Source organism: Mucilaginibacter daejeonensis, assembly GCF_020783335.1.
Classification (GTDB): Bacteria; Bacteroidota; Bacteroidia; order Sphingobacteriales; family Sphingobacteriaceae; genus Mucilaginibacter; species Mucilaginibacter daejeonensis.
In genome coordinates this window covers 4,261,600-4,281,919 of record NZ_CP086068.1, presented here as the reverse complement: position 1 = coordinate 4,281,919, position 20,320 = coordinate 4,261,600, and the positions used below count along the sequence as shown (strand labels likewise).

The 20,320-nt window shown below is 46.8% G+C and carries 24 protein-coding genes; 23 read left to right on the top strand and 1 reads right to left on the bottom strand.

From position 1 onward, the window contains the following. Positions 1-288: 288 nt before the first annotated feature. Complete coding sequence (locus LLH06_RS18335; protein ID WP_228173325.1) at positions 289-441, bottom strand: hypothetical protein; 153 nt, start codon at positions 439-441, stop codon at positions 289-291. Here LLH06_RS18335 and LLH06_RS18330 point away from each other — a divergent pair. From LLH06_RS18330 to LLH06_RS18220, 23 genes are all read left to right on the top strand, one after another. Continuing rightward, positions 404-1,171 carry a MotA/TolQ/ExbB proton channel family protein gene (locus LLH06_RS18330; protein ID WP_228173312.1) on the top strand — a complete coding sequence of 256 codons (768 nt, stop codon included), beginning with the start codon at positions 404-406 and terminating at the stop codon, positions 1,169-1,171. The two genes, LLH06_RS18335 and LLH06_RS18330, sit on opposite strands and share 38 nt — an antisense overlap. Before the next feature lie 98 nt (positions 1,172-1,269). Continuing rightward, positions 1,270-1,884, top strand: a complete 615-nt coding sequence (locus tag LLH06_RS18325; protein WP_228170741.1) for an ExbD/TolR family protein — start codon at positions 1,270-1,272, stop codon at positions 1,882-1,884. A gap of 4 nt (positions 1,885-1,888) precedes the next feature. Beyond that, positions 1,889-2,419 carry an ExbD/TolR family protein gene (locus LLH06_RS18320; RefSeq protein ID WP_228170740.1) on the top strand — a complete coding sequence of 177 codons (531 nt, stop codon included), beginning with the start codon at positions 1,889-1,891 and terminating at the stop codon, positions 2,417-2,419. Positions 2,420-2,457: 38 nt separating this feature from the next. Then, positions 2,458-3,297, top strand: a complete 840-nt coding sequence (locus LLH06_RS18315; protein WP_228170739.1) for an energy transducer TonB — start codon at positions 2,458-2,460, stop codon at positions 3,295-3,297. A gap of 53 nt (positions 3,298-3,350) precedes the next feature. Next, the gene (locus LLH06_RS18310; RefSeq protein WP_228170738.1) at positions 3,351-3,542 is read left to right on the top strand and encodes a hypothetical protein; all 192 of its coding nucleotides are present in this window, start codon (positions 3,351-3,353) and stop codon (positions 3,540-3,542) included. After that, positions 3,532-4,446: a PstS family phosphate ABC transporter substrate-binding protein gene (locus LLH06_RS18305; RefSeq protein WP_228170737.1), complete on the top strand. Its 915-nt coding sequence runs from the start codon at positions 3,532-3,534 to the stop codon at positions 4,444-4,446. The genes LLH06_RS18310 and LLH06_RS18305 overlap by 11 nt, the downstream gene beginning before the upstream one ends. A gap of 26 nt (positions 4,447-4,472) precedes the next feature. Continuing rightward, entirely contained in the window at positions 4,473-6,188 is a 1,716-nt protein-coding gene (locus tag LLH06_RS18300; RefSeq protein WP_228170736.1) for a tetratricopeptide repeat protein, read from the top strand. A 76-nt stretch (positions 6,189-6,264) separates the two neighbouring features. Then, positions 6,265-6,636: an NADH-quinone oxidoreductase subunit A gene (locus tag LLH06_RS18295; protein ID WP_228170735.1), complete on the top strand. Its 372-nt coding sequence runs from the start codon at positions 6,265-6,267 to the stop codon at positions 6,634-6,636. Positions 6,637-6,867: 231 nt separating this feature from the next. After that, on the top strand, positions 6,868-7,410 hold the full coding sequence (locus LLH06_RS18290) for an NADH-quinone oxidoreductase subunit B (protein WP_228170734.1): 543 nt from the start codon (positions 6,868-6,870) through the stop codon (positions 7,408-7,410). Beyond that, positions 7,410-7,913 (top strand): NADH-quinone oxidoreductase subunit C, encoded by a 504-nt coding sequence (locus LLH06_RS18285; protein WP_228170733.1) that lies wholly within the window; start codon positions 7,410-7,412, stop codon positions 7,911-7,913. The genes LLH06_RS18290 and LLH06_RS18285 overlap by 1 nt, the downstream gene beginning before the upstream one ends. A 3-nt stretch (positions 7,914-7,916) precedes the next feature. Beyond that, positions 7,917-9,143 carry an NADH-quinone oxidoreductase subunit D gene (locus LLH06_RS18280; RefSeq protein ID WP_228170732.1) on the top strand — a complete coding sequence of 409 codons (1,227 nt, stop codon included), beginning with the start codon at positions 7,917-7,919 and terminating at the stop codon, positions 9,141-9,143. Next, the gene (locus tag LLH06_RS18275; protein WP_228170731.1) at positions 9,136-9,663 is read left to right on the top strand and encodes an NADH-quinone oxidoreductase subunit NuoE family protein; all 528 of its coding nucleotides are present in this window, start codon (positions 9,136-9,138) and stop codon (positions 9,661-9,663) included. Before LLH06_RS18280 ends, LLH06_RS18275 begins: the two co-directional genes overlap by 8 nt. Then, complete coding sequence (gene nuoF, locus LLH06_RS18270; RefSeq protein WP_228170730.1) at positions 9,663-11,018, top strand: NADH-quinone oxidoreductase subunit NuoF; 1,356 nt, start codon at positions 9,663-9,665, stop codon at positions 11,016-11,018. Before LLH06_RS18275 ends, nuoF begins: the two co-directional genes overlap by 1 nt. 78 nt (positions 11,019-11,096) lie before the next feature. Beyond that, positions 11,097-11,405, top strand: coding sequence for a hypothetical protein (locus LLH06_RS18265; protein ID WP_228170729.1), 309 nt, complete (start codon positions 11,097-11,099; stop codon positions 11,403-11,405). 38 nt (positions 11,406-11,443) lie between these two features. Further along, on the top strand, positions 11,444-11,836 hold the full coding sequence (locus LLH06_RS18260; protein WP_228170728.1) for a gamma-glutamylcyclotransferase family protein: 393 nt from the start codon (positions 11,444-11,446) through the stop codon (positions 11,834-11,836). Beyond that, positions 11,829-12,830, top strand: coding sequence for a 2Fe-2S iron-sulfur cluster-binding protein (locus LLH06_RS18255; protein WP_228170727.1), 1,002 nt, complete (start codon positions 11,829-11,831; stop codon positions 12,828-12,830). The genes LLH06_RS18260 and LLH06_RS18255 overlap by 8 nt, the downstream gene beginning before the upstream one ends. Further along, positions 12,830-13,873 carry an NADH-quinone oxidoreductase subunit NuoH gene (nuoH, locus tag LLH06_RS18250; protein ID WP_228170726.1) on the top strand — a complete coding sequence of 348 codons (1,044 nt, stop codon included), beginning with the start codon at positions 12,830-12,832 and terminating at the stop codon, positions 13,871-13,873. The genes LLH06_RS18255 and nuoH overlap by 1 nt, the downstream gene beginning before the upstream one ends. A 7-nt stretch (positions 13,874-13,880) precedes the next feature. Further along, complete coding sequence (locus tag LLH06_RS18245) at positions 13,881-14,393, top strand: NuoI/complex I 23 kDa subunit family protein (protein WP_228170725.1); 513 nt, start codon at positions 13,881-13,883, stop codon at positions 14,391-14,393. Between the two features lie 64 nt (positions 14,394-14,457). Next, positions 14,458-14,964 (top strand): NADH-quinone oxidoreductase subunit J family protein, encoded by a 507-nt coding sequence (locus LLH06_RS18240; RefSeq protein ID WP_228170724.1) that lies wholly within the window; start codon positions 14,458-14,460, stop codon positions 14,962-14,964. Further along, positions 14,964-15,293 (top strand): NADH-quinone oxidoreductase subunit NuoK, encoded by a 330-nt coding sequence (nuoK, locus tag LLH06_RS18235; protein ID WP_228170723.1) that lies wholly within the window; start codon positions 14,964-14,966, stop codon positions 15,291-15,293. Before LLH06_RS18240 ends, nuoK begins: the two co-directional genes overlap by 1 nt. A gap of 126 nt (positions 15,294-15,419) precedes the next feature. Continuing rightward, a complete protein-coding gene (gene nuoL, locus LLH06_RS18230; protein ID WP_228170722.1) occupies positions 15,420-17,324 on the top strand; it encodes an NADH-quinone oxidoreductase subunit L in 1,905 nt (634 codons plus the stop codon). Positions 17,325-17,344: 20 nt separating this feature from the next. Then, positions 17,345-18,835, top strand: coding sequence for a complex I subunit 4 family protein (locus tag LLH06_RS18225; RefSeq protein ID WP_228170721.1), 1,491 nt, complete (start codon positions 17,345-17,347; stop codon positions 18,833-18,835). 54 nt (positions 18,836-18,889) lie between these two features. Beyond that, positions 18,890-20,269 (top strand): NADH-quinone oxidoreductase subunit N, encoded by a 1,380-nt coding sequence (locus tag LLH06_RS18220; RefSeq protein ID WP_228170720.1) that lies wholly within the window; start codon positions 18,890-18,892, stop codon positions 20,267-20,269. The last annotated feature ends 51 nt before the right edge of the window (positions 20,270-20,320 follow it).

The following is a 20,320-nucleotide window of genomic DNA, read 5'->3' as shown; positions in this document are numbered from 1 at the left end:
AATAAGCGTAATTTGTACACCAAGATCGTTCAGTTATATCAGTTTAGTTACACATTTTTGGCTGGCGATGCTTGCTATTAAGAAAAAAAATGGCTTTCATTGCAAAATAATAATTGTCTAAACACAATATATGAACGGTGTAACGTTAAGTTATACATCGGCCAAAAGTTAAAAACGAATAAGGTCGGGAGATTAAATTATTATGAAGAATAACATTTTGCGTAATTTTATATGATTAAAATTATAGATTTGTTATCCGCAGTACATGCATATTTAATTAACTAAATATTATAAACAAAAACTAAAAACTAAATTTAAAGTAATGGCAACCGCACCATCAAAACCAACTGCTCCGGTAAAAAAAGAAAGCTCAGGTAACTCAGGCGCTTTCGCTTCTCTTGTTATTCCAATTTGTTTCGTAATTGCATTATGCATATTCATTTTCGTTTTAGGTGATCCAAGTCACTATAAAGGTGGTGATGTTGAAAAAGGTGCTCCAGTAGATTACTTTGGTACTGTACACAAAGGTGGTATCATCGTACCAGTTCTGATGACCATGTTCTTGATGCTGATCGTTTTCTCGATCGAGCGTTTCGTAGTTATCGGTAAAGCTTCAGGTACTGGCAACGTTGACGCTTTTGTTAAAAAGATCAACGCTTTCTTGAACCAAGGTCAGATCGACGCAGCCAGCGCTGAGTGCGACAAGCAAAAAGGTTCAGTAGCTAACGTGATCAAATCAGGCCTGAAAAAATACAAAGAGATGGAAGCTGAGCCTAACCTGGACGTAGACCAAAAGACCTTAGCTATCCAAAAAGACATCGAAGAAGCTACTGCTTTAGAAATGCCAATGTTAGAGCAAAACCTGACCATCATCGCTACCTTAGTATCTATCGGTACACTGATGGGTCTGTTAGGTACTGTAACAGGTATGATCAAGGCGTTCCAGTCATTAGGTGATTCAGGTGCATCAAGCTCATCAGAACTTGCTACCGGTATCTCTGAGGCGTTGATCAACACTGCATTAGGTATCAGTACTTCGGCTTTATCGATCATCATGTACAACTTGTTCACTTCAAAGATCGACAAGTTGACCTATGCTATCGATGAGACCGGTTTCAGCATCGTTCAAACATTCGCTGCTTCGCACAAGAACAAAGAAAGAGGTTACTAAGAATTAGTTTTTGATATAATGAACAGCTTTGCTGTGTAATGCAGCAAAGCTGTTATTGATTAACTGATCATAGTGATTCATCTTATAAGACAACAGAAATGCCAAGAGTAAAGATCCCAAGAAAGAGTACAGCGATAGATATGACCGCCATGTGCGACGTGGCGTTCCTTTTGCTTACTTTCTTTATATTAACAGCCAAGCCAAAGGTTGAGGATCCGGTTCCGGTCGATACTCCAAGGTCGGCCACCGAGGTCACTTTACCTGAAAGTGGCGTTGCTTTGATCACTGTAGGTAAAGGTAAAACGTTCTTAACTTTGGATGGTCCTGAAATGCGTAAGCAAACCTTATTGCAAATAGGCTCAAAGTATAACATCGGTTTTACACCTAACGAGGTAAAGCAATTTCAAAACCTGGACGCTATCGGTGTTCCGGTGCAGTCATTAAAACAATTCCTTGCTTTAGATGGTGAGCAGCGTAAAGCTTTCTTAGCCTCTAAGAACGGTGGTATCCCTACCGATTCGGTAAGCAATGAGATGTTCAACTGGATACGTGAGGCGCGCGTGGTAGAAAAGAACATTAGCGGTAAAGAACTTCGTTTCTCTATCAAAGGTGATAGCAACGAAGAATATCCTACCATGGAGCGTTTGATCGCGATACTGCAAAAGCAAAAAGTAAATAAATTCAGTTTAATTACCTCATTAAGAGCAAAATAATACAATGGCAGAATTAGATACCTCCGGCGGGGGTGGCAAGAAAGGCGGGAAGGTTAGAAGTAAAAAGCAAAGTACACGTGTGGACCTTACGGCCATGGTGGATCTTGCTTTCTTATTGGTAACTTTCTTTATGCTTACCACCACCCTCAATAAGCCTAAGGCAATGGACCTTGCCATGCCTGATAAGGATGATCAGAACACACAAGAGCCTATCGCTGCCTCACGTACCATGACGGTGCTGCTGGGTAGCAATAATAAGCTGGAGTGGTTCATTGGTGAGCCAGGTAAAAGTGCACCTGAAGTGATCGGTTACGGTAAAAATGACCTGCGTAAGGTACTTACCGAGCAAAAACAAAAGGTATTACAAACCACTGGTAAATCACTGTTCGTGATCGTCAAACCGAGCGACAAGTCGGTATACAAAAATGTGGTAGATGTGCTTGACGAATTGCACATCACTGATAATATGGCATTTGCCATCGTAGCTATCACCCCTCCAGAAGTTGATCTTTTGAAGCGTGATAATATCTACTAAAAACAAACACTTTGTTAAACGTTTTAAAATAAAAAGCCATGTTAGGATCAAAGCTTGATATATTAAAAACAGAGTGGCTTGATGTTGTTTTTACTGATAGGAACAAAACATACGGTGCGTACCAACTTCGTAAGAACAATGGTCGCAATACAATGATCGCTTTGCTGATCACGGGCACTTTATTCGTGTTCGCCGTATCGTTACCAACTATCATCAACAAGATCAAAGGATTGATACCTCCGCCAAAAGAGGAAGTAAAGATCCAGGAAGTAGTTTTGATACCTCCGCCACCGATCAACGAAAAAACACCTCCTCCACCGCCGCCGCCATCGGCTGAGCCGCAGAAGCCTAAAGTGGATCAGGTGAAATTCCCGCCACCGATAGTAAAACCTGACGAGCAGGTACGCGAAAAAGATCCACCGACCCAGGAAGATCTGAAGACCGCCGACCCTGGTCAGAAAGATATCAAAGGTGACCCAACGCAAACCGTTCGTATCGACGAGCCTGTGGGTAACGCTCCTGTAAGCGCCGCCGTAGTGGAGTCGAACCCGAATGAGATCTTTACTTCGGTGGAGCAGTTGCCTGAGTTCCCGGGAGGTATCGATAAGTTCTACAAGTACCTGAATAAAGTACTACGTTATCCAGCTGTGGCTCAAGAGAACGGTGTACAAGGTCGTGTTAACGTAACGTTCGTAGTTGAACGTGACGGTAGCCTTACCGACGTGAAGGCTGCAGGCCGTACATTAGGCTCAGGTTTGGAAGAAGAAGCTATCCGTGTATTGAAATCTTCACCTAAATGGAACCCTGGTAAACAGAACGGTCGTGCTGTACGTGTGCAATACACAGTGCCGGTAGTGTTCACCCTGGCAGATCAATAAAATTGATGCTAAATAAGTTTTCAAATAAACAAAGATCGCCCACAAGGCGATTTTTGTTTATTTTAGGAGGTGCCCTCTTCATTAGCATAACCGTATGCGGGGTACTGATCATTTTCTGGGATGGCATCCCATTATTCAATACGCTAAGTCAATACCAGCGCTATGCGTTCGGAGGCGTATTCGTTATTTACGGTATACTGCGTTTTATACGTATCATCAACACACCAACGATCGATGAGCAATAGTTTGAAGCTGATCATGACCTGTGTAGTGGTCATGGCGGTATTTGTGATGTGCAACCGCAAAAAGACCGCTAAACTTGCCGAAACAGATACCGGTGTATCGGGAAGTATAAAGATCTTGGCCGACGAGTCGTTCGGCAATATTTTAGAACAGGAGCGTTATATATTTAAGTCGCTGTATCCGGCTACTGATGTTAAGCTCGTGTTCAAAAGTGAGAACGAGGCCTTGAAACTATTATTGACCGATAGCATTAGAGCTGCCATATTGTCAAGAGAATTGACCGATAGTGAGGCCAAGTTGATGACCTCGCGTACACTTCCGCCCGAAACTACGCCTGTAGCGGTAGATGCCGTTGCAGTGATCGTGAACAGTGCTTCTACTGACACGTTAGTTACTGTGGATCAGATCAAAGGGATGTTGAACGGCAAAGCTTTTGCCGATAAGAACATCGTTTTTGATAACCCGAATTCGAGTTTGGTAAGGTATTTGAAAGAACTGAGCGGTAATACGGAACTAAAACAAAAGAATATCTACGCATTGAACACCAATAAAGAAGTGATACGTTATGTAAGTGCTCACGCAAATGCGATAGGTATCGTTGGTTTTGGTTGGCTCAATGATGCGGATAGTGATTATGCTGATGCCGTATCAAAAGTGAAGATCGTAGGTGTGCGTGACGCAAAGAATGACAAAGCGCCTACACAATACTTTAAACCATCACAGGAAACACTGGCTCTAAAACAGTATCCGTTAAGCCGCAAACTATATGTGATAGATTGCACCGGACGTGCTGGATTGGCTGCAGCTTTCTCAAATTTTTTAAGAAGCGACAGAGGCCAGAGGATCATATTACGGTCGGGGTTATTACCTGACTCTATACCCGCGAGGGAGATAAACATTAAATAACTATATTCTAACTATAAAATTAAGCCATGAAGAATACGATGAGTAAAGTAGCGGGAACCGCAGCCCTTGGCCTGGTATTTATAGGTTCATCAGTTTTTGCGCAAAGTCTTGCCGACGCCAAGAAAGCCATTGACGCCGAACAATACCAGAAAGCCAAGTCGATGCTTAAAAACCTCACCACCACACAAGCCACAAAGGATGAGAATTTTTTCTATTTGGGCTGGGTGTATTTGGAGCAAGAGTATATCGACTCGGCAAAAGCTGCCTTTGATAAAGGTATAGCGGTAAATCCTAAATCAGGTTTGAACTATGCCGGTTTAGGTGCAGTTGCCCGTTTAAATAAAGACGCCGCAGGCGCACAGTCTAACTTTACCCAAGCCATCACTTTGGCAGGTAAGGATAGCAAACCATATGAGTACGTAGGCTTGAGCTATTTGCTGGGCCCCAATCCTGATGGCAACTCGGCCATTGCCGTGTTGAACAAAGGTATAGCCGTTAACGCTAAAGATCCTGACCTATTCATCGCCCTGGGTGATGCTTACCGTACCCAGTTAAAGAACACTGAAGCGGTTAAAGCTTACACCGACGCTTTGAACATCAACCCTAAAGCTGCTCACGCTAAAGTGGCCACTGGTGTGGTTTGGCGTCAGGCGCAGAACTGGGAAGAGTCAGAGAACGAGTTCAAAGCTGCTTTAGCTATCGATCCTAACTATGGACCTGCTTACCGTGAGTGGGCTGAGACCGACATTCGTTGGGCACAAAAAGTTCCTCAACAAGCATCGGCTAAAGTGAACGAAGCAGTTGAGAAATACAGCAAGTTCCTGAGCCTGACCGATAACTCAGTAGAATCACGTTTACGTTATGCCGACTTTTTATACCAAGCCGGTAAATTTAAGGAGCTGCAAGCCGAAGCTACCGCTTTGTCTAAACTTCCAAACGTGAACCTGCGTGTATATCGTTACTTAGGCTATGCCGGTTATGAGACCAAAGATTATGCTAACGGTCTAACTGCTTTGAACACCTGGATGACCAAAGCCGACCCTAAACGTATCATCCCTTATGATTACCTGTACTTAGGCCGTTTGCAACTGAACACTCCAGGTCAGGATTCGGTAGGTTTGATCACCATGCAAAAAGCTATCGAGCTGGACAGCACACAAGTAGATCTTTATGGCGATATCGCTAAAGCTTACTATGGTAAACAAAAGTACGTTCAGGCAGGTGATGCTTATGCTAAATACATAGCTAAGACCCGTAAGCAATTAACGCTGAACGACTACTTAGCTATGGGTACCAGCTACTACTTTGGTTATACCGATCAGTATACTGCTGCTGCCAACAAAAAAGGTCCTGCGCCTGACATGGGATTGTTGACCAAAGCCGATTCAGCTTTCGCTTATGTGGAATCGAAAGTATCGACCCCTAACGCTGCGGTAGCTTTATACCGTGCCCGTGTGAATGACCTGAAAGAGCCAAGCCGCGAAACCAGCCAAGGTCTTGCTAAGCCATTCTACGAGAAATACATTCAGATAGCCACTGCCACACAGCCGGTAAAAGATGCTGATAAAAAAGGTTTGGGCGAAGCATATGCTTACCTGGGTACCTACTATCAGTATGCCGCTAAAGATATGGCCTTAGCTACTGAGAACTTTACCAAAGCAAGAGAGTACGACCCTGCTAACAAACAGGCCGCTTTCTTCTTCCAAAAGAAGACCACTCCAGCTAAAGGAAAAGGTAAATAATATCAACGAATTTATAAAAGGCCGCATTTTATGCGGCCTTTTTTGTTATTAAGTATCACGGCGTTATATTTGCCAAATGGAAGCACAAAGTTTACCTATCAATTATCTGCCGATCATCATCCAAATGCTGGTGGCCGTAGGGTTCGTGGTCACTACCATGTTCTTTACGCACAGGTTAGGTCCTAAGCGCCAAACGGCCGATAAGCTTACCCCTTTCGAGTCAGGTATCGAGGTGGTGGGTAATGCCCGTACACCGGTATCGATCAAGTATTTCCTAGTAGCTATACTGTTCGTACTGTTCGACGTAGAGGTGATCTTCATGTATCCTTGGGCCGTAAACTTCAAGACCATGGGTACCGAAGGCCTGATCGAGATGTTCATCTTTATGGCCACACTGCTGGCCGGCTTCATTTACGTGCTTAAAAAGGGTGCATTAGACTGGAATTAACAAGCCTACGCTCATCACGTAGCATACGAGATATTAAAGACCGATTAGAAAGCCCGTTCCGCATTTGCAGAACGGGCTTTTTCGTATCCTAAAAGCCCTTTTAAACGCTGACAATAAGTTGTTTAGACTGTTTCTAAATACTATGTTGTACATCATACACTATCGCAACTCACGTTAATTATAATAAATTTGCAGCCATCCACTTTAGGTGGAATTTAGCCAATTGTATCAATGAGTGAAGTTCAGATAGTGAACGCCCCCCCGGGCGTTGAGGGTTCAGGATTTTTTGCTACCTCTTTAGATAAAGCTATAGGGTTGGCTCGCTCACACTCGTTGTGGCCGTTGCCCTTCGCAACATCGTGCTGCGGTATCGAGTTCATGGCCACCATGGGTTCTAACTATGACCTTTCGCGTTTCGGTGCCGAGCGTTTGAGCTTTTCGCCTCGGCAGGCTGACCTATTGATGGTGATGGGTACGATCTCCAAAAAAATGGCACCGGTACTTCGTCAGGTGTATCTGCAAATGGCTGAGCCCCGCTGGGTAATGGCCGTTGGTGCCTGTGCATCAAGCGGTGGTATATTTGATACCTATTCAGTGCTTCAGGGTATCGATGAGATCATTCCGGTGGATGTTTATGTTCCGGGTTGCCCACCGCGCCCCGAAGCGATCATTGATGGCTTCATGAATATTCAAAAACTTGTACAAACTGAGTCGCTGCGTCGTCGTAACACGCCGGAGTATCAGGCATTATTAGCTAAATACGGTATCCAGTAATGGCTGCATTGAACAACGATATATTACTTGAGAACCTGACCGGCAAGTTTGGCCAGGCTATACAGCCTCAGGCCGATGAGTACGGCGTGCTGACCGTGCATACCGATCGTGATACCATCATTGATCTGCTGCGCTACATTAAAACAGATGCAGCATTGCAGTTCATTTACCTGACCGATATCACTGCTATCCAGTATCCTGAAAAGGAGAGCCCGATCGGCGTGATCTACCATGTTCATAGCCTCGTTCACAATGTCCGCATCCGCATCAAGGTATTCCTGCCTGCCGGTGATGAGCGTATCCCTACAGCTACCGTGCTTTGGAATGGTGCTAACTGGATGGAGCGTGAGACCTATGACTTTTTTGGGGTGAACTTTGAAGGCCATCCCAATCTGGTGCGTATCCTCAACGTGGATGACATGACCGTGTTCCCGATGCGAAAGGAATACCCGCTAGAAGATCCTAACCGGGTAGACAAGAAAGATTTTTATTTTGGAAGATAACCCATGCAGAATTTTCCTTCGTTAAATACTAACAGCAATACGGATATCAACCTGCAAAGCGAGTTATCCACCCTTAACCTTGGGCCAACCCACCCGGCCACGCACGGTGTGTTCCAGAACGTATTGCAGCTGGACGGCGAGCGTATCGTGAGTGGCGTATCTACCATTGGTTATATACACCGCGCGTTCGAAAAGATCGCCGAACACCGCCCTTTTTACCAGATCACCCCGCTTACTGACCGTTTGAACTATTGCTCGGCCCCGATCAATAATATGGGCTGGCACATGACGGTAGAGAAGCTGTTAAAGATACAGACCCCGAAAAGGGTAGATTACCTGCGCATCATCGTGATGGAGTTATCACGTATAGCCGATCACATCATTTGCAACGGTGTATTGGGTGTTGATACCGGCGCCTTTACCGGGTTCCTTTACATGATGGAATACCGTGAGGCCATTTACGAGATATACGAAGAAGTTTGCGGATCACGTTTGACCACCAACATTGGTCGCATCGGTGGTTTTGAGCGTAACTTCAATGAGATAGCTTTTGCCAAGATCAAGAAGTTCCTGGCCGAGTTCCCTAAGGTACTGGCCGAGTTCGAATCGTTATTTAACCGTAACCGTATCTTCATCGACCGTACCAAAGGCGTAGCGCCGGTAAGTATCGAGACCGCGTTGGATTACAGCTGGAGCGGCCCGTTGCTGCGTGCTGCCGGTGTTGATTACGATGTACGCGCCATGAACCCATACTGCTCATACGAAGAGTTCGATTTTGAGGTACCGGTAGGCACCACAGGCGACGTTTATGACCGTTTCCTGGTACGTAACGAAGAAATGAAACAAAGCATGCGTATGATACAGCAGGCTTTAGATAAAATAGAAAAAGAAGACCCGACCATATTCCACGCGGATGTTCCTGAGTTCTACCTGCCTCCCAAAGAGGAAGTGTACAACAATATGGAAGCGCTCATCTATCACTTCAAGATCGTGATGGGCGAGATCGATACACCGGTAGGAGAGGTATATCATTCAGTTGAAGGTGCCAACGGCGAGTTGGGCTTTTACCTGGTGAATGATGGTGGCAGGTCGCCTTACCGTTTGCACTTCCGCAGGCCAAGCTTTATCAATTACAGTATGTATGCTGATATGAGCCGTGGGATGCTGCTATCAGATGCCATTATTAACATGAGTAGTTTGAACGTTATAGCCGGAGAGTTAGATGCTTAGAGTAGAGAATGTTACCCATGAGCCGGTAGAGTTCTCACCGGCGTTATTGGCTCAATTTGCCGACTTTGTAAGCCGCTATCCTGAAGGAAAACAAAAATCGGCCTTGTTGCCTGCGTTGCACGCTGTACAGGCCGAGTTCGGTTGGGTGAGCGCTCCTGCAATGGACAAGGTGGCCGAATACCTGAAGATCGAACCCATTGAGGTTTATGAGGTAGCTACCTTTTATACCATGTACTTTTTAAAACCTCAAGGCAAATATATGCTTGAGGTTTGCCGTACCGGCCCTTGCTGCCTGGTAGGTGCCGAAAAGATCATGGATCACATTGAGCAAAAGCTGGGCGTTAAAGAAGGCGAAGTTACCGCCGACGGTATGTTCAGCTGGCGTGGGGTAGAGTGCCTGGCCGCATGTGGTTTTGGCCCTGTGCTGCAGATCGGTCCTGAATATACTTTTTATGAGAACCTGACTCCTGAGTCGGTAGATCAGCTGATCAGCGACCTTAAAGCAAAGGAGAACAACTAATGGCACGCAAATTATTACTCGAACATATCAACATACCCGGTATTAATACCCTTGAGGTATACCGGTCAAAAGGCGGCTACGATTCGATGCAAAAAGCATTGAAGACCCTTACCCCTGATGAAGTGGTAGAAGAGGTAAAGAAGTCGGGTTTGCGTGGTCGTGGTGGTGCAGGTTTCCCTACAGGTATGAAGTGGAGCTTTTTGGCCAAGCCCGAAGGTGTGCCACGTTACCTGGTTTGCAATGCTGATGAGTCGGAACCCGGTACCTTCAAGGACCGTTATTTAATGACCCACATCCCTCACTTACTGATCGAGGGTATGATCATAGCCAGTTATGCACTGGGCGCAAAAACCTCGTACATCTACGTACGTGGCGAAATGATGCCTCAGATTCGTATACTGGAAAGAGCCATTGCCGAGGCCCGTAATGCAGGTTTGTTAGGCAAAGACATTTTAGGCACCGGTTACGACCTGGAGTTGTATGTACAACCAGGTGGTGGTGCTTACATCTGCGGCGAAGAGACCGCACTGATCGAATCGTTGGAAGGTAAACGTGGTAATCCACGCATCAAACCACCGTTCCCGGCTATCGCGGGTCTGTATGGTTGTCCTACGGTGGTCAACAACGTAGAGTCTATCGCGGCTACCGTGCCGATCATTCGTGATGGTGGCGATGAGTATGCTAAGATCGGTATCGGCCGTAGTACCGGTACCAAACTGATTTCGGCAGGTGGTAACCTGAAAAAACCAGGCGTTTACGAGATCGAATTGGGTGTGCCTGTAGAGGAGTTCATCTATTCGGACGAGTATTGCGGTGGTATAGCTAACGGCAAGCGCTTAAAGGCGGTAGTTGCCGGTGGTTCATCAGTGCCGATATTGCCTGCTAACCTGATCCTGAAAACAGCTGCTGGCGATGCCCGTGTAATGAGCTACGAAGGTTTGTCAGAAGGTGGTTTTGCTACCGGTACCATGATGGGTTCAGGCGGCTTTATCGCTTTTGACGAGGACCAGTGCATCGTTCGTAACACCTGGAACTTCACCCGTTTCTATCACCACGAAAGCTGCGGACAATGTTCGCCTTGCCGTGAGGGTACCGGCTGGATGGAGAAGGTACTGCACCGGTTGGAGCATGGTCATGGCAAACTGAGCGATATGGACCTGCTGGTAGATGTATCGAAAAAGATAGAAGGAAATACGATCTGTCCGTTGGGTGATGCGGCAGCGTGGCCGGTGGCCAGCGCGATCCGTCACTTCAGGGATGAGTTCGAATGGCATGTGACCAACCCCTCGGCAGCAGTTGCCGGTAACTTTGGTCTGGCTCATTATGCAGACCCTTTAGTCAAGGTTGAGGCATAGCATTAAATGCTAAAAACAATACTGATTGATAGTAAGTTGCGTTATATTTATTAACACATAACGATACTTATTGAAAAAATGGCAGAGAACCACGATGTGATCATTAAGTTCAACTACAAGGTAGAGGACTTTGACTATTTAGATCAGTTGCAAGAAAATATAGATGAAACGCTTACTCACCGGCGTATAGGTGAGTACGATAGCTACGAGTTGGACGAGGATAACAATCTGGCGATCTTTTACATGAGCTCGCACGATCCGGAGTTGATGGTCAGGTCACTGACCGGCATCTTACAGGACTCGCCCATACTGAAAGGCGCAAAGATCGATATTGAGATGGGTAAGGATGCGCAAGGCCAACCCATAGTTAAAGAATATCAGCTATAAGGCTGATGAACAAGGTACCTTACATAGGGAGGCATTGAATGGAATGTTTATTTGTGTACGGTACCTTGCTCAAACACTTTGACCATGAGGTAATAAGGCCATTGGCTCCATATCTGCAGCACAGTGGATCCGGCCTTGTAAAAGGCAGGCTTTACGATCTGGGAAGTTATCCCGGTTTAATAGAGGACCCTAACGGGTACGAGGTGTACGGAGAGATATACCGGGTGACCGAACCACAACGGGTATTTGCTGAGCTGGATGAATATGAAGGCAGCGAGTACATCCGCAGAAAAATGATGGTGAGGTCATCAGATAATGAGCGGATCAGGTGTTGGGTATACCTTTATCAGGATGCCCTAAAGCCTAAGCATAAAGAGATCATCAACGGCGATTACCTCGCTTTTGTTAGAAATAAAGTTAATAATGGTTAAAGTAACTATTGACGGAATTAGTATTGATGTTGAGCCTGGCACCAGCATCCTGAATGCCGCAAGGCAAATAGGAGGCGATATCGTGCCACCGGCAATGTGTTATTACTCAAAGCTTGAGGGCAGCGGTGGTAAATGCCGCACCTGCCTGGTAAAGGTGAGCAAGGGCTCTGAAAAGGACCCTCGCCCAATGCCTAAGCTGGTAGCCTCATGCCGCACCGCAGTGATGGACGGTATGGAGGTTCAAAATATCACCTCGCCTGAGGTGATCGAGGCCCGTAAAGGAGTGGTAGAGATGCTGCTCATCAATCACCCGCTTGATTGCCCGGTATGTGACCAGGCTGGCGAATGCCACCTGCAAGATCTGGGTTTTGAACACGGTGCTGCCAAGACCCGTTACGAATTTGATCGTCGTACGTTCGAGCGTATCGATATAGGTGACAAGATCCAACTCCACATGACGCGCTGCATACTTTGTTACCGTTGCGTGTTCACGGCCGATCAGATCACCGAGCAACGCGTACATGGTGTATTGAACCGTGGCGATCATGCCGAGATATCTACCTACATACACAAAGCAGTGGACAACGACTTTTCAGGTAACGTGATCGATGTATGCCCTGTTGGTGCGTTGACCGATAAGACCTTCCGCTTCAAGAACCGTGTATGGTTCACCAAACCAGTTGATGCCCACCGCGATTGCGAGCACGAGAAATGCAATGGTAAGGTGACCTTATGGTATAAAGGCGAGGATGTGATCAGGGTAACTGCCCGTAAAGATCAATATGGTGAGGTGGAAGAATTTATTTGCAACACCTGCCGCTTTGATAAAAAGAAGACCGCCGATTGGGTGATCGAAGGTCCGCGTAAGATCGCCAATACCTCGGTGATCAGCGCTAACCACTACGATACATTGAAGCCGCTGCCTGTAGTAAAACCTAACCTGGTATTACAGGAGGCTAATAAAGAACAATTTGAACGGGAGACACGACTGTAATGGAAACTACTGATCTTATCATTAAGCTAATATTGGTGGTGGCGATCTTTGCCATTAGCCTGGTAGTAGCCATGTACTCTACTTATGCCGAACGTAAAGTGGCCGCCTTTTTTCAAGATAGGGTAGGCCCTAACCGCGCCGGTCCGTTCGGTATATTACAGCCTTTGGCCGATGGTGCCAAGATGTTCATGAAAGAAGAGATCATCCCGACAAGAGCCAGCGGCTTTTTGTTCGTGGTAGGTCCTTCATTAGCGATCATGACCGCTTGTATCGGCTCTGCGGTGATCCCCTGGGGGCCGCAAATGAAGATCGGCGACCGCCTGATCGATCTGCAGGTGACCGACATCAACGTGGGTATCCTCTACATTTTCGGTGTGGTGTCATTAGGTGTATACGGCATCATGATCGGTGGCTGGGCATCTAACAATAAATATTCATTGCTGGGTGCTATCCGTGCAGCTTCGCAAAGCATCAGCTACGAGATATCGATGGGCCTGTCTATCATCGCCCTGTTGATGCTTACGCAGACCCTTAGCCTGAAAGAGATCGCTGCCCAGCAGCATGGCTGGCACTGGAACGTTTTGTACCAGCCGCTTGGCTTCCTGATCTTTATGGTATGCGCTTTTGCCGAGACCAACCGTAGCCCGTTCGACCTCCCCGAGTGTGAGACCGAACTGGTAGGTGGCTATCACACCGAATACTCTTCTATGAAACTGGGTTTTTACCTGTTCGCCGAGTATATCAACATGTTCGTATCATCGGCTGTTATGGCTACGCTATACTGGGGTGGCTACAACTATCCGGGTATGGACTGGGTGGCTGCTCATGCGGGTCCTACCATTGCGCCTATTATTGGTGTGGTGGTATTGTTCGCTAAAATATTCGCGTTCATCTTCTTCTTCATGTGGATCCGCTGGACCATCCCGCGTTTTCGTTATGATCAGCTGATGCACTTAGGCTGGAAGACACTGATTCCATTGGCCATTGCCAACATCGTGTTGACCGGCGTTATCTCTACAATATATCAACACTACTTTGCTTAACCCATATATGGAACCTTTAAGTAAAAAGCGAAAGTTATTAGAAGCCAAACCCCTTAATTTTTGGGAGAAGGCCTACTTACCGGCCATTGCACAAGGCCTGAGCATCACCATGAAACACTTTGTGAAGAACGTGTTCGCCGGTGGTGATGTGACCGTGCGCTATCCTGACGAAAAGCGTGAGTTCTCGGAGAACTACCGTGGTATGCACTCGCTTAAACGCGATGAGAATGGTAAAGAGCGTTGCACCGCCTGCGGCCTGTGTGCATTATCATGTCCGGCCGAAGCGATCACCATGACCGCTTCCGAGCGCCAGAAAGGCGAAGAGCATCTTTATCGTGAAGAGAAGTATGCGGCCGTTTACGAGATCAATATGCTACGCTGCATCTTTTGCGGCCTTTGTGAGGAAGCCTGCCCTAAAGAGGCCATATATCTTGACGGCGATATTGTACCGACCGACTTTTTACGTAAAGATTTTATATACGGCAAAGACAAATTAGTTGAGCCGCCTTTGAACCAATAACAAAAAGAATTTACTTTTACGGCCGCTGACCAAAGCCGTGAAAGTAAAGCCGTTTTTAAGCCGTATGAGTATATTTTACTTCATTGCCTTCCTGTCGATCCTGTTCGCACTGCTGGTGATCTTTGCCAAGAACCCGGTGCACAGTGTATTGTACCTGGTGCTTACCTTTTTTACGTTCACCATTCATTACATCATTCTTAACGCGCAATTCCTGGCTATCGTGAACTTCATCGTATATATGGGGGCCATCCTGGTGTTGTTCCTTTTTGTGATGATGATGCTCAACCTCAACAAGGATACTGAACCCAGCAAGGGCATTTATGTAAAGCTTGCCGGTGTGATCGGTGGCGGAGCGTTACTGGTAACGCTGGTGGCCGCTGTGAAAATGACCGCCAAGTCGAACCCGGTGCTGCTTAAAGACGTGAACCTGGGCTCAGTGCAAAACCTGGGTAAGGTGTTATTCAACGAGTTCTTATTGCCATTTGAAGTATCGTCCATCCTGCTGCTATCGGCCATGGTGGGCGCTGTGTTATTGGCCACCAAGGATGAAAAACCTAAAGCTACTGTTTAATGGAAAGTTTTATTGAAGGTATAAAGGTAGTTCCGCTTAACCATTACATTCTGTTAAGCGCTATCATATTTGCTATAGGAGTAGTAGGCGTACTGATCCGTCGTAACGCCATTGTGGTGTTCATGTCGGTAGAGTTGATGCTCAACGCCGTTAACCTTTTGCTCACTGTTTTCTCGGTGTATGGCAATGACCCTAATGGGCAGGTTTTCGTGTTCTTCATTATGGCGCTGGCCGCCGCCGAGATCGCCATTGGTTTGGCCATCATCGTGATGATCCACCGCAATACCAACTCGATCGACGTCAACATTTTGAACCGATTGAAGTGGTAGCGTCTGATGTGCAGATGCGTGGATATGCAAATGTGCTGACGAACAATAAAAGATAGACAAGTAAGATACAGACCGAAATTCTGTCAATTAGATAAATTCTTAAAATTCCGGTTCAGATATACTAATATGGAGAAATATTTATGGCTTATTCCTGTACTGCCTTTAGCAGGTTTCGTGATCAACGGAATTGGCCGCAATACCTTACCTAAAGCACTGATCGGTGGCATTGCCAGCCTGATGGTGTTGGTATCGTTCGCCCTGAGCGTTGGCGCTTTCATGCAGATCAAGGACACTCACCAAGCCATTAACGTTACCCTGTTCGATTGGGTAAAGGTTGGCGACCTGCATATCCCGTTCGCTTTTATGGTTGATCAGTTGAGCTCGATCATGCTGCTCATCATCACCGGTATCGGTTTTCTTATCCATTTATATTCGATCGGCTACATGAGCCATGATGAAGGCTTTGGTAAGTTCTTCGCTTATTTAAATCTATTCGTATTCTTCATGCTACTGCTGGTATTAGGTAGCAACTATATCGTGATGTTCATTGGCTGGGAGGGCGTGGGCCTGTGCTCTTACCTGCTTATCGGTTTCTGGTATAGTAATCCAAGCTATGCCGATGCCGCTAAAAAAGCGTTCGTGATGAACCGTATAGGTGACCTCGGCTTCCTGATCGCTGTGTTCATCATCATGAAGACCTTCGGCAGCATCACTTATGCCGACGTATTTGCCAAAGCTGCTAAAATGCACAGCGGCGACACGACCTTAGTGCTGATCACTATCCTGTTGTTCGTGGGTGCTACCGGTAAATCCGCACAGATACCACTGTTCACCTGGTTGCCTGATGCGATGGCTGGTCCGACACCGGTATCGGCGTTGATCCACGCAGCTACCATGGTTACCGCAGGTATCTACATGATCGCCCGTTCTAACGTATTGTTCACCCTGGCCCCGGCCACACAGCATATCATCGCGATCATTGGTTTGGCTACCATACTGCTGGCAGCACTGATCGCCCTTACGCAAACCGATATCAAAAAGGTATTGGCTTATTCTACCGTTTCGCAGTTGGGTTATATGTTCCTGGCGTTGGGTGTTGGTGCCTACACCGGTGCTTTCTTCCACGTGCTTACGCATGCTTTCTTTAAAGCACTATTGTTCCTGGGTGCCGGTTCGGTGATCCATGCCGTTAGCGGTGAGCAGGACATGCGCAACATGGGCGGCCTGAAAGGCAAACTACCTGTCACCTTCATCACCATGCTGATCGGTACGCTGGCTATTGCCGGTATCCCACCGTTCGCAGGTTTCTTTAGTAAAGACGAGATCCTGGCGCACACCTATATGCACAGCCCTATCCTGTATGTGTTGGGTGTGTTAGGCGCCATGTTCACTTCATTCTATATGTTCCGTTTAATGTACCTGACCTTTTGGGGCAAGTTCCGCGGCACGCATGAGCAAGAGCATCACTTGCATGAGTCGCCTGCAAGCATGACCATTCCACTGATCGTATTGGCTATCCTGTCTACCATAGGTGGTTTTATGGGTGTGCCTGAAGCATTGGGCGGCCACCACTGGTTGGAGCATTGGTTAGAACCAGTGCTGGAAGGCTCAGCAGTGCACACCGGCAAAATGTTCGTGGCGGTAAATACTGAGCGCATGCTGATGATCGTATCGGTGGGTGGCGCATTGGTCGCACTGGTGTATGCTTACATTAAATACGTGAAGCAAGCTGATATACCGGTCGCTGACTCAGAAGAACGCCCAGCGCTGGTCAAACTATCTTACAATAAATTCTACATCGACGAGATATACGATACCATCATTCGCAAACCACTCGACTTCCTGTCGACCTTCTTCTACAAGGTGATCGACAAGAAGGGTATCGATGGCTTGGTGAACGGTATCGGCCAGGCCCCAATCGAGGGTGGCAAGGGTTTACGTTTACTGCAAAGCGGTAACGTAGGTCTGTATTTATTCATGATGGTGATCGGCGTTATTGCCGTGCTTATTTATAGTTTGATAAAGATATAACAGCGTTTACTGCACATACCATGACGGTTAGTTTATTGATATTTCTTCCCCTGCTGGCAGCCATTGCGCTTTTGTTCATCAAAGGTAACGCAGTAAAGAACGTTGCCCTGTTGTTTGGCTTGGCCGAGTTGGCCTTAGGCTTGTATTTCCTTTCGCAATTTAAATCCGATGCCAACCTGCAATTCGTGACCGATGTGGCCTGGATGCCTAAAATGGGTATTTACTTTACGGCCGCTATCGACGGTATCAATATCATCCCGATATTGTTAACGGTCGTATTGGTGCCGCTCATCATAGGTACTACGTTCAAGCACGAATACAAGAACCCTTCTGTGTTCTATGCATTGATCTTGTTCATGCAGTTCGGCCTGTTGTTGGTGTTCACTGCTTTTGACGCGTTCCTGTTCTATGTGGGATGGGAGGTGGCGCTGATCCCGATCTACTTCATTTGTGGTATGTGGGGCGGCGAGAACCGTATCAAAGTAACGCTTAAGTTCTTCATCTACACGTTCGCCGGTTCATTGTTCATGCTGTTGGCTATCCTTTATCTCTACCAGCAAACGCCTGACCGTACCTTCGATATACACAAGTTCTACGCGCTTAATCTTACCGTTAAACAACAAAGCTGGGTGTTTGCGGCGTTCCTGCTGGCCTTTGCGATCAAGATGCCGATATTTCCGCTGCATACCTGGCAGCCCGACACCTACACCGAGGCACCTGCCGCGGGTACCATGTTGTTATCGGGTATCATGTTGAAGATGGGTATCTATGGTGCCATCCGCTGGATGATCCCGGTAGCGCCGATCGGCTTTTATGAATACCAGAACAACCCTTTATGGCTGGCCATAGCAGGTATCGTATATGCATCCATCATAGCCTTCAAGCAAACCGATGGTAAACGTTTGATCGCTTATTCATCTATCGCTCACGTGGGCCTGATCGCTGCCGGTTTGTTAGCATGGAACATGCAAGGCTTACAAGGTGCCATGATCCAGATGTTCAACCACGGTTTAGAAGTGGTTGGTATCTTCTTCATCATCGATATCATTCAACGCCAGTTGAACACCCGCAACGTTACCGATCTGGGGGGAATTGCCAAAGTAGCACCGCATTTGGCTATCGCGTTCCTGATCATCGTATTGGGTTCGGTAGGTTTGCCGCTTACTAACGGTTTCATTGGTGAGTTCTTGCTGTTGAACGGTGTTTACCGCTATAATATGTGGATGGGCATTGTTGCGGGTTTGACCATCATTCTGGGTGCGGTATACATGCTGCGCTACTACAAGAACGTGATGCAGGGAAGCACCAATACCCTTACTGCCACTATTACCGATATCACCATGAGCGAAAAGCTTATACTGGGCGTGATCTGCGTGCTGGTGATCGTGATCGGTGTTTATCCGCAGCCGCTAATGCATTTGTCTGAACAGGCGGTTAACGTACTGATGAATGAAGTGAACGGCAAGATCAGCACGGAGTTGTTACATGCCAGGCCAACGCCGGGCATGTAACGCCCCAGCCGCGAGGAAAAAGATTAGTTTTAAGAAAAGTATTTTGATATAAAGATGACCACCTTAATTATTATAGCCATACTGCCGATCGTGCTGCTTTACCTGGGCTTGTTCAAAGCGCAAAAAGCATTACTGCCAGCAACTATCGTTGGGTTGATACTGGCTATGGCTGCTGCTGTTAAGCAATGGAACAGTGGTGCGTTCCCTATATACCATGATATGATGCTGTTCGATAACTTTTCGATCGCATTTTCGGTGACCGCCATATTCTCTACTTTACTGATCCTCATGCTATCAAAAGGATACTTTGAGCGAATCAGTATGCACGTGGCCGAGTATCTGTCTATTATCCTGTTCTCATTGGCCGGTATCATCGTGATGGTATCTTACTACAACCTCACCATGCTGTTCATCGGTATTGAGATCATGTCGGTAAGTTTGTACATCCTGGCCGGTATCGATAAAAAGAACTTCGCTTCTAACGAGGCCTCATTAAAATACTTCTTGATGGGAGCTTTCTCAACAGGTTTCTTGTTATTCGGTGTAGCGCTGATCTACGGTGCTACCGGTACCTTTAAGCTGGAAGGCATCCGCGACTGGGCACTGGCTCATCCGCGTGGTATCGACCCATTGTTCCACACGGGTATCATCCTCATGATCGTGGGCCTATGCTTCAAGGTGGGTGCTGCGCCGTTCCACTTCTGGACGCCTGACGTATACGAAGGTTCACCTACACTGATCACCGCATTCATGTCTACCGTGGTCAAGACCGCTGGCTTTGCCGCTTTCCTGCGTTTGTTCGCAGTAAGCTTTGGCCCACTGGCCGATTTCTGGATGCCGACCTTGCTGGTGATCACCATCCTGACCTTGTTCGTGGGTAATCTTACTGCTCTATATCAGCATAGCTTTAAGCGTATGCTGGCTTTCTCCAGTATATCGCACGCCGGCTACCTGCTGTTCGCTATCGTGGCGCTAAGCGCGGTGTCAAGCAATGCCATCTTCGTATATGCTACTGCTTATTCCATCGCTTCTATAGCTGCGTTCGGAGTGCTTATCCTGGTGCAACAGCAATTAGGTAGTGATAGCTTTGAGTGCTTCAACGGGCTGGGTAAACGTAACCCGTTCCTGGCGGCAGTGCTTACCATAGCCATGTTATCATTAGCGGGTATCCCGCTTACCGCCGGTTTTATGGGTAAATTCCTGATGTTCTCGGGTGCTATGGCTCGTTTCCAGATCTGGTTGGTGATCATTGCGGTGATCAATGCCATCATCAGTATATACTATTATTTCAGGGTGATCATTGTCATGTATTTCCGTTCGGCGGAGCATGATGAGCTTACCGTACCTGCTTATTATAAGGTGGTATTGGCCATTTCTGCCGTTGCTACCCTGGTGATCGGCATCTATCCGGCCTTCATCACTAACCTGATCTGAGCCGGTATGCGCAATTAAGCCAGCTCCTTTCGCAACATAAATAGGCTATAG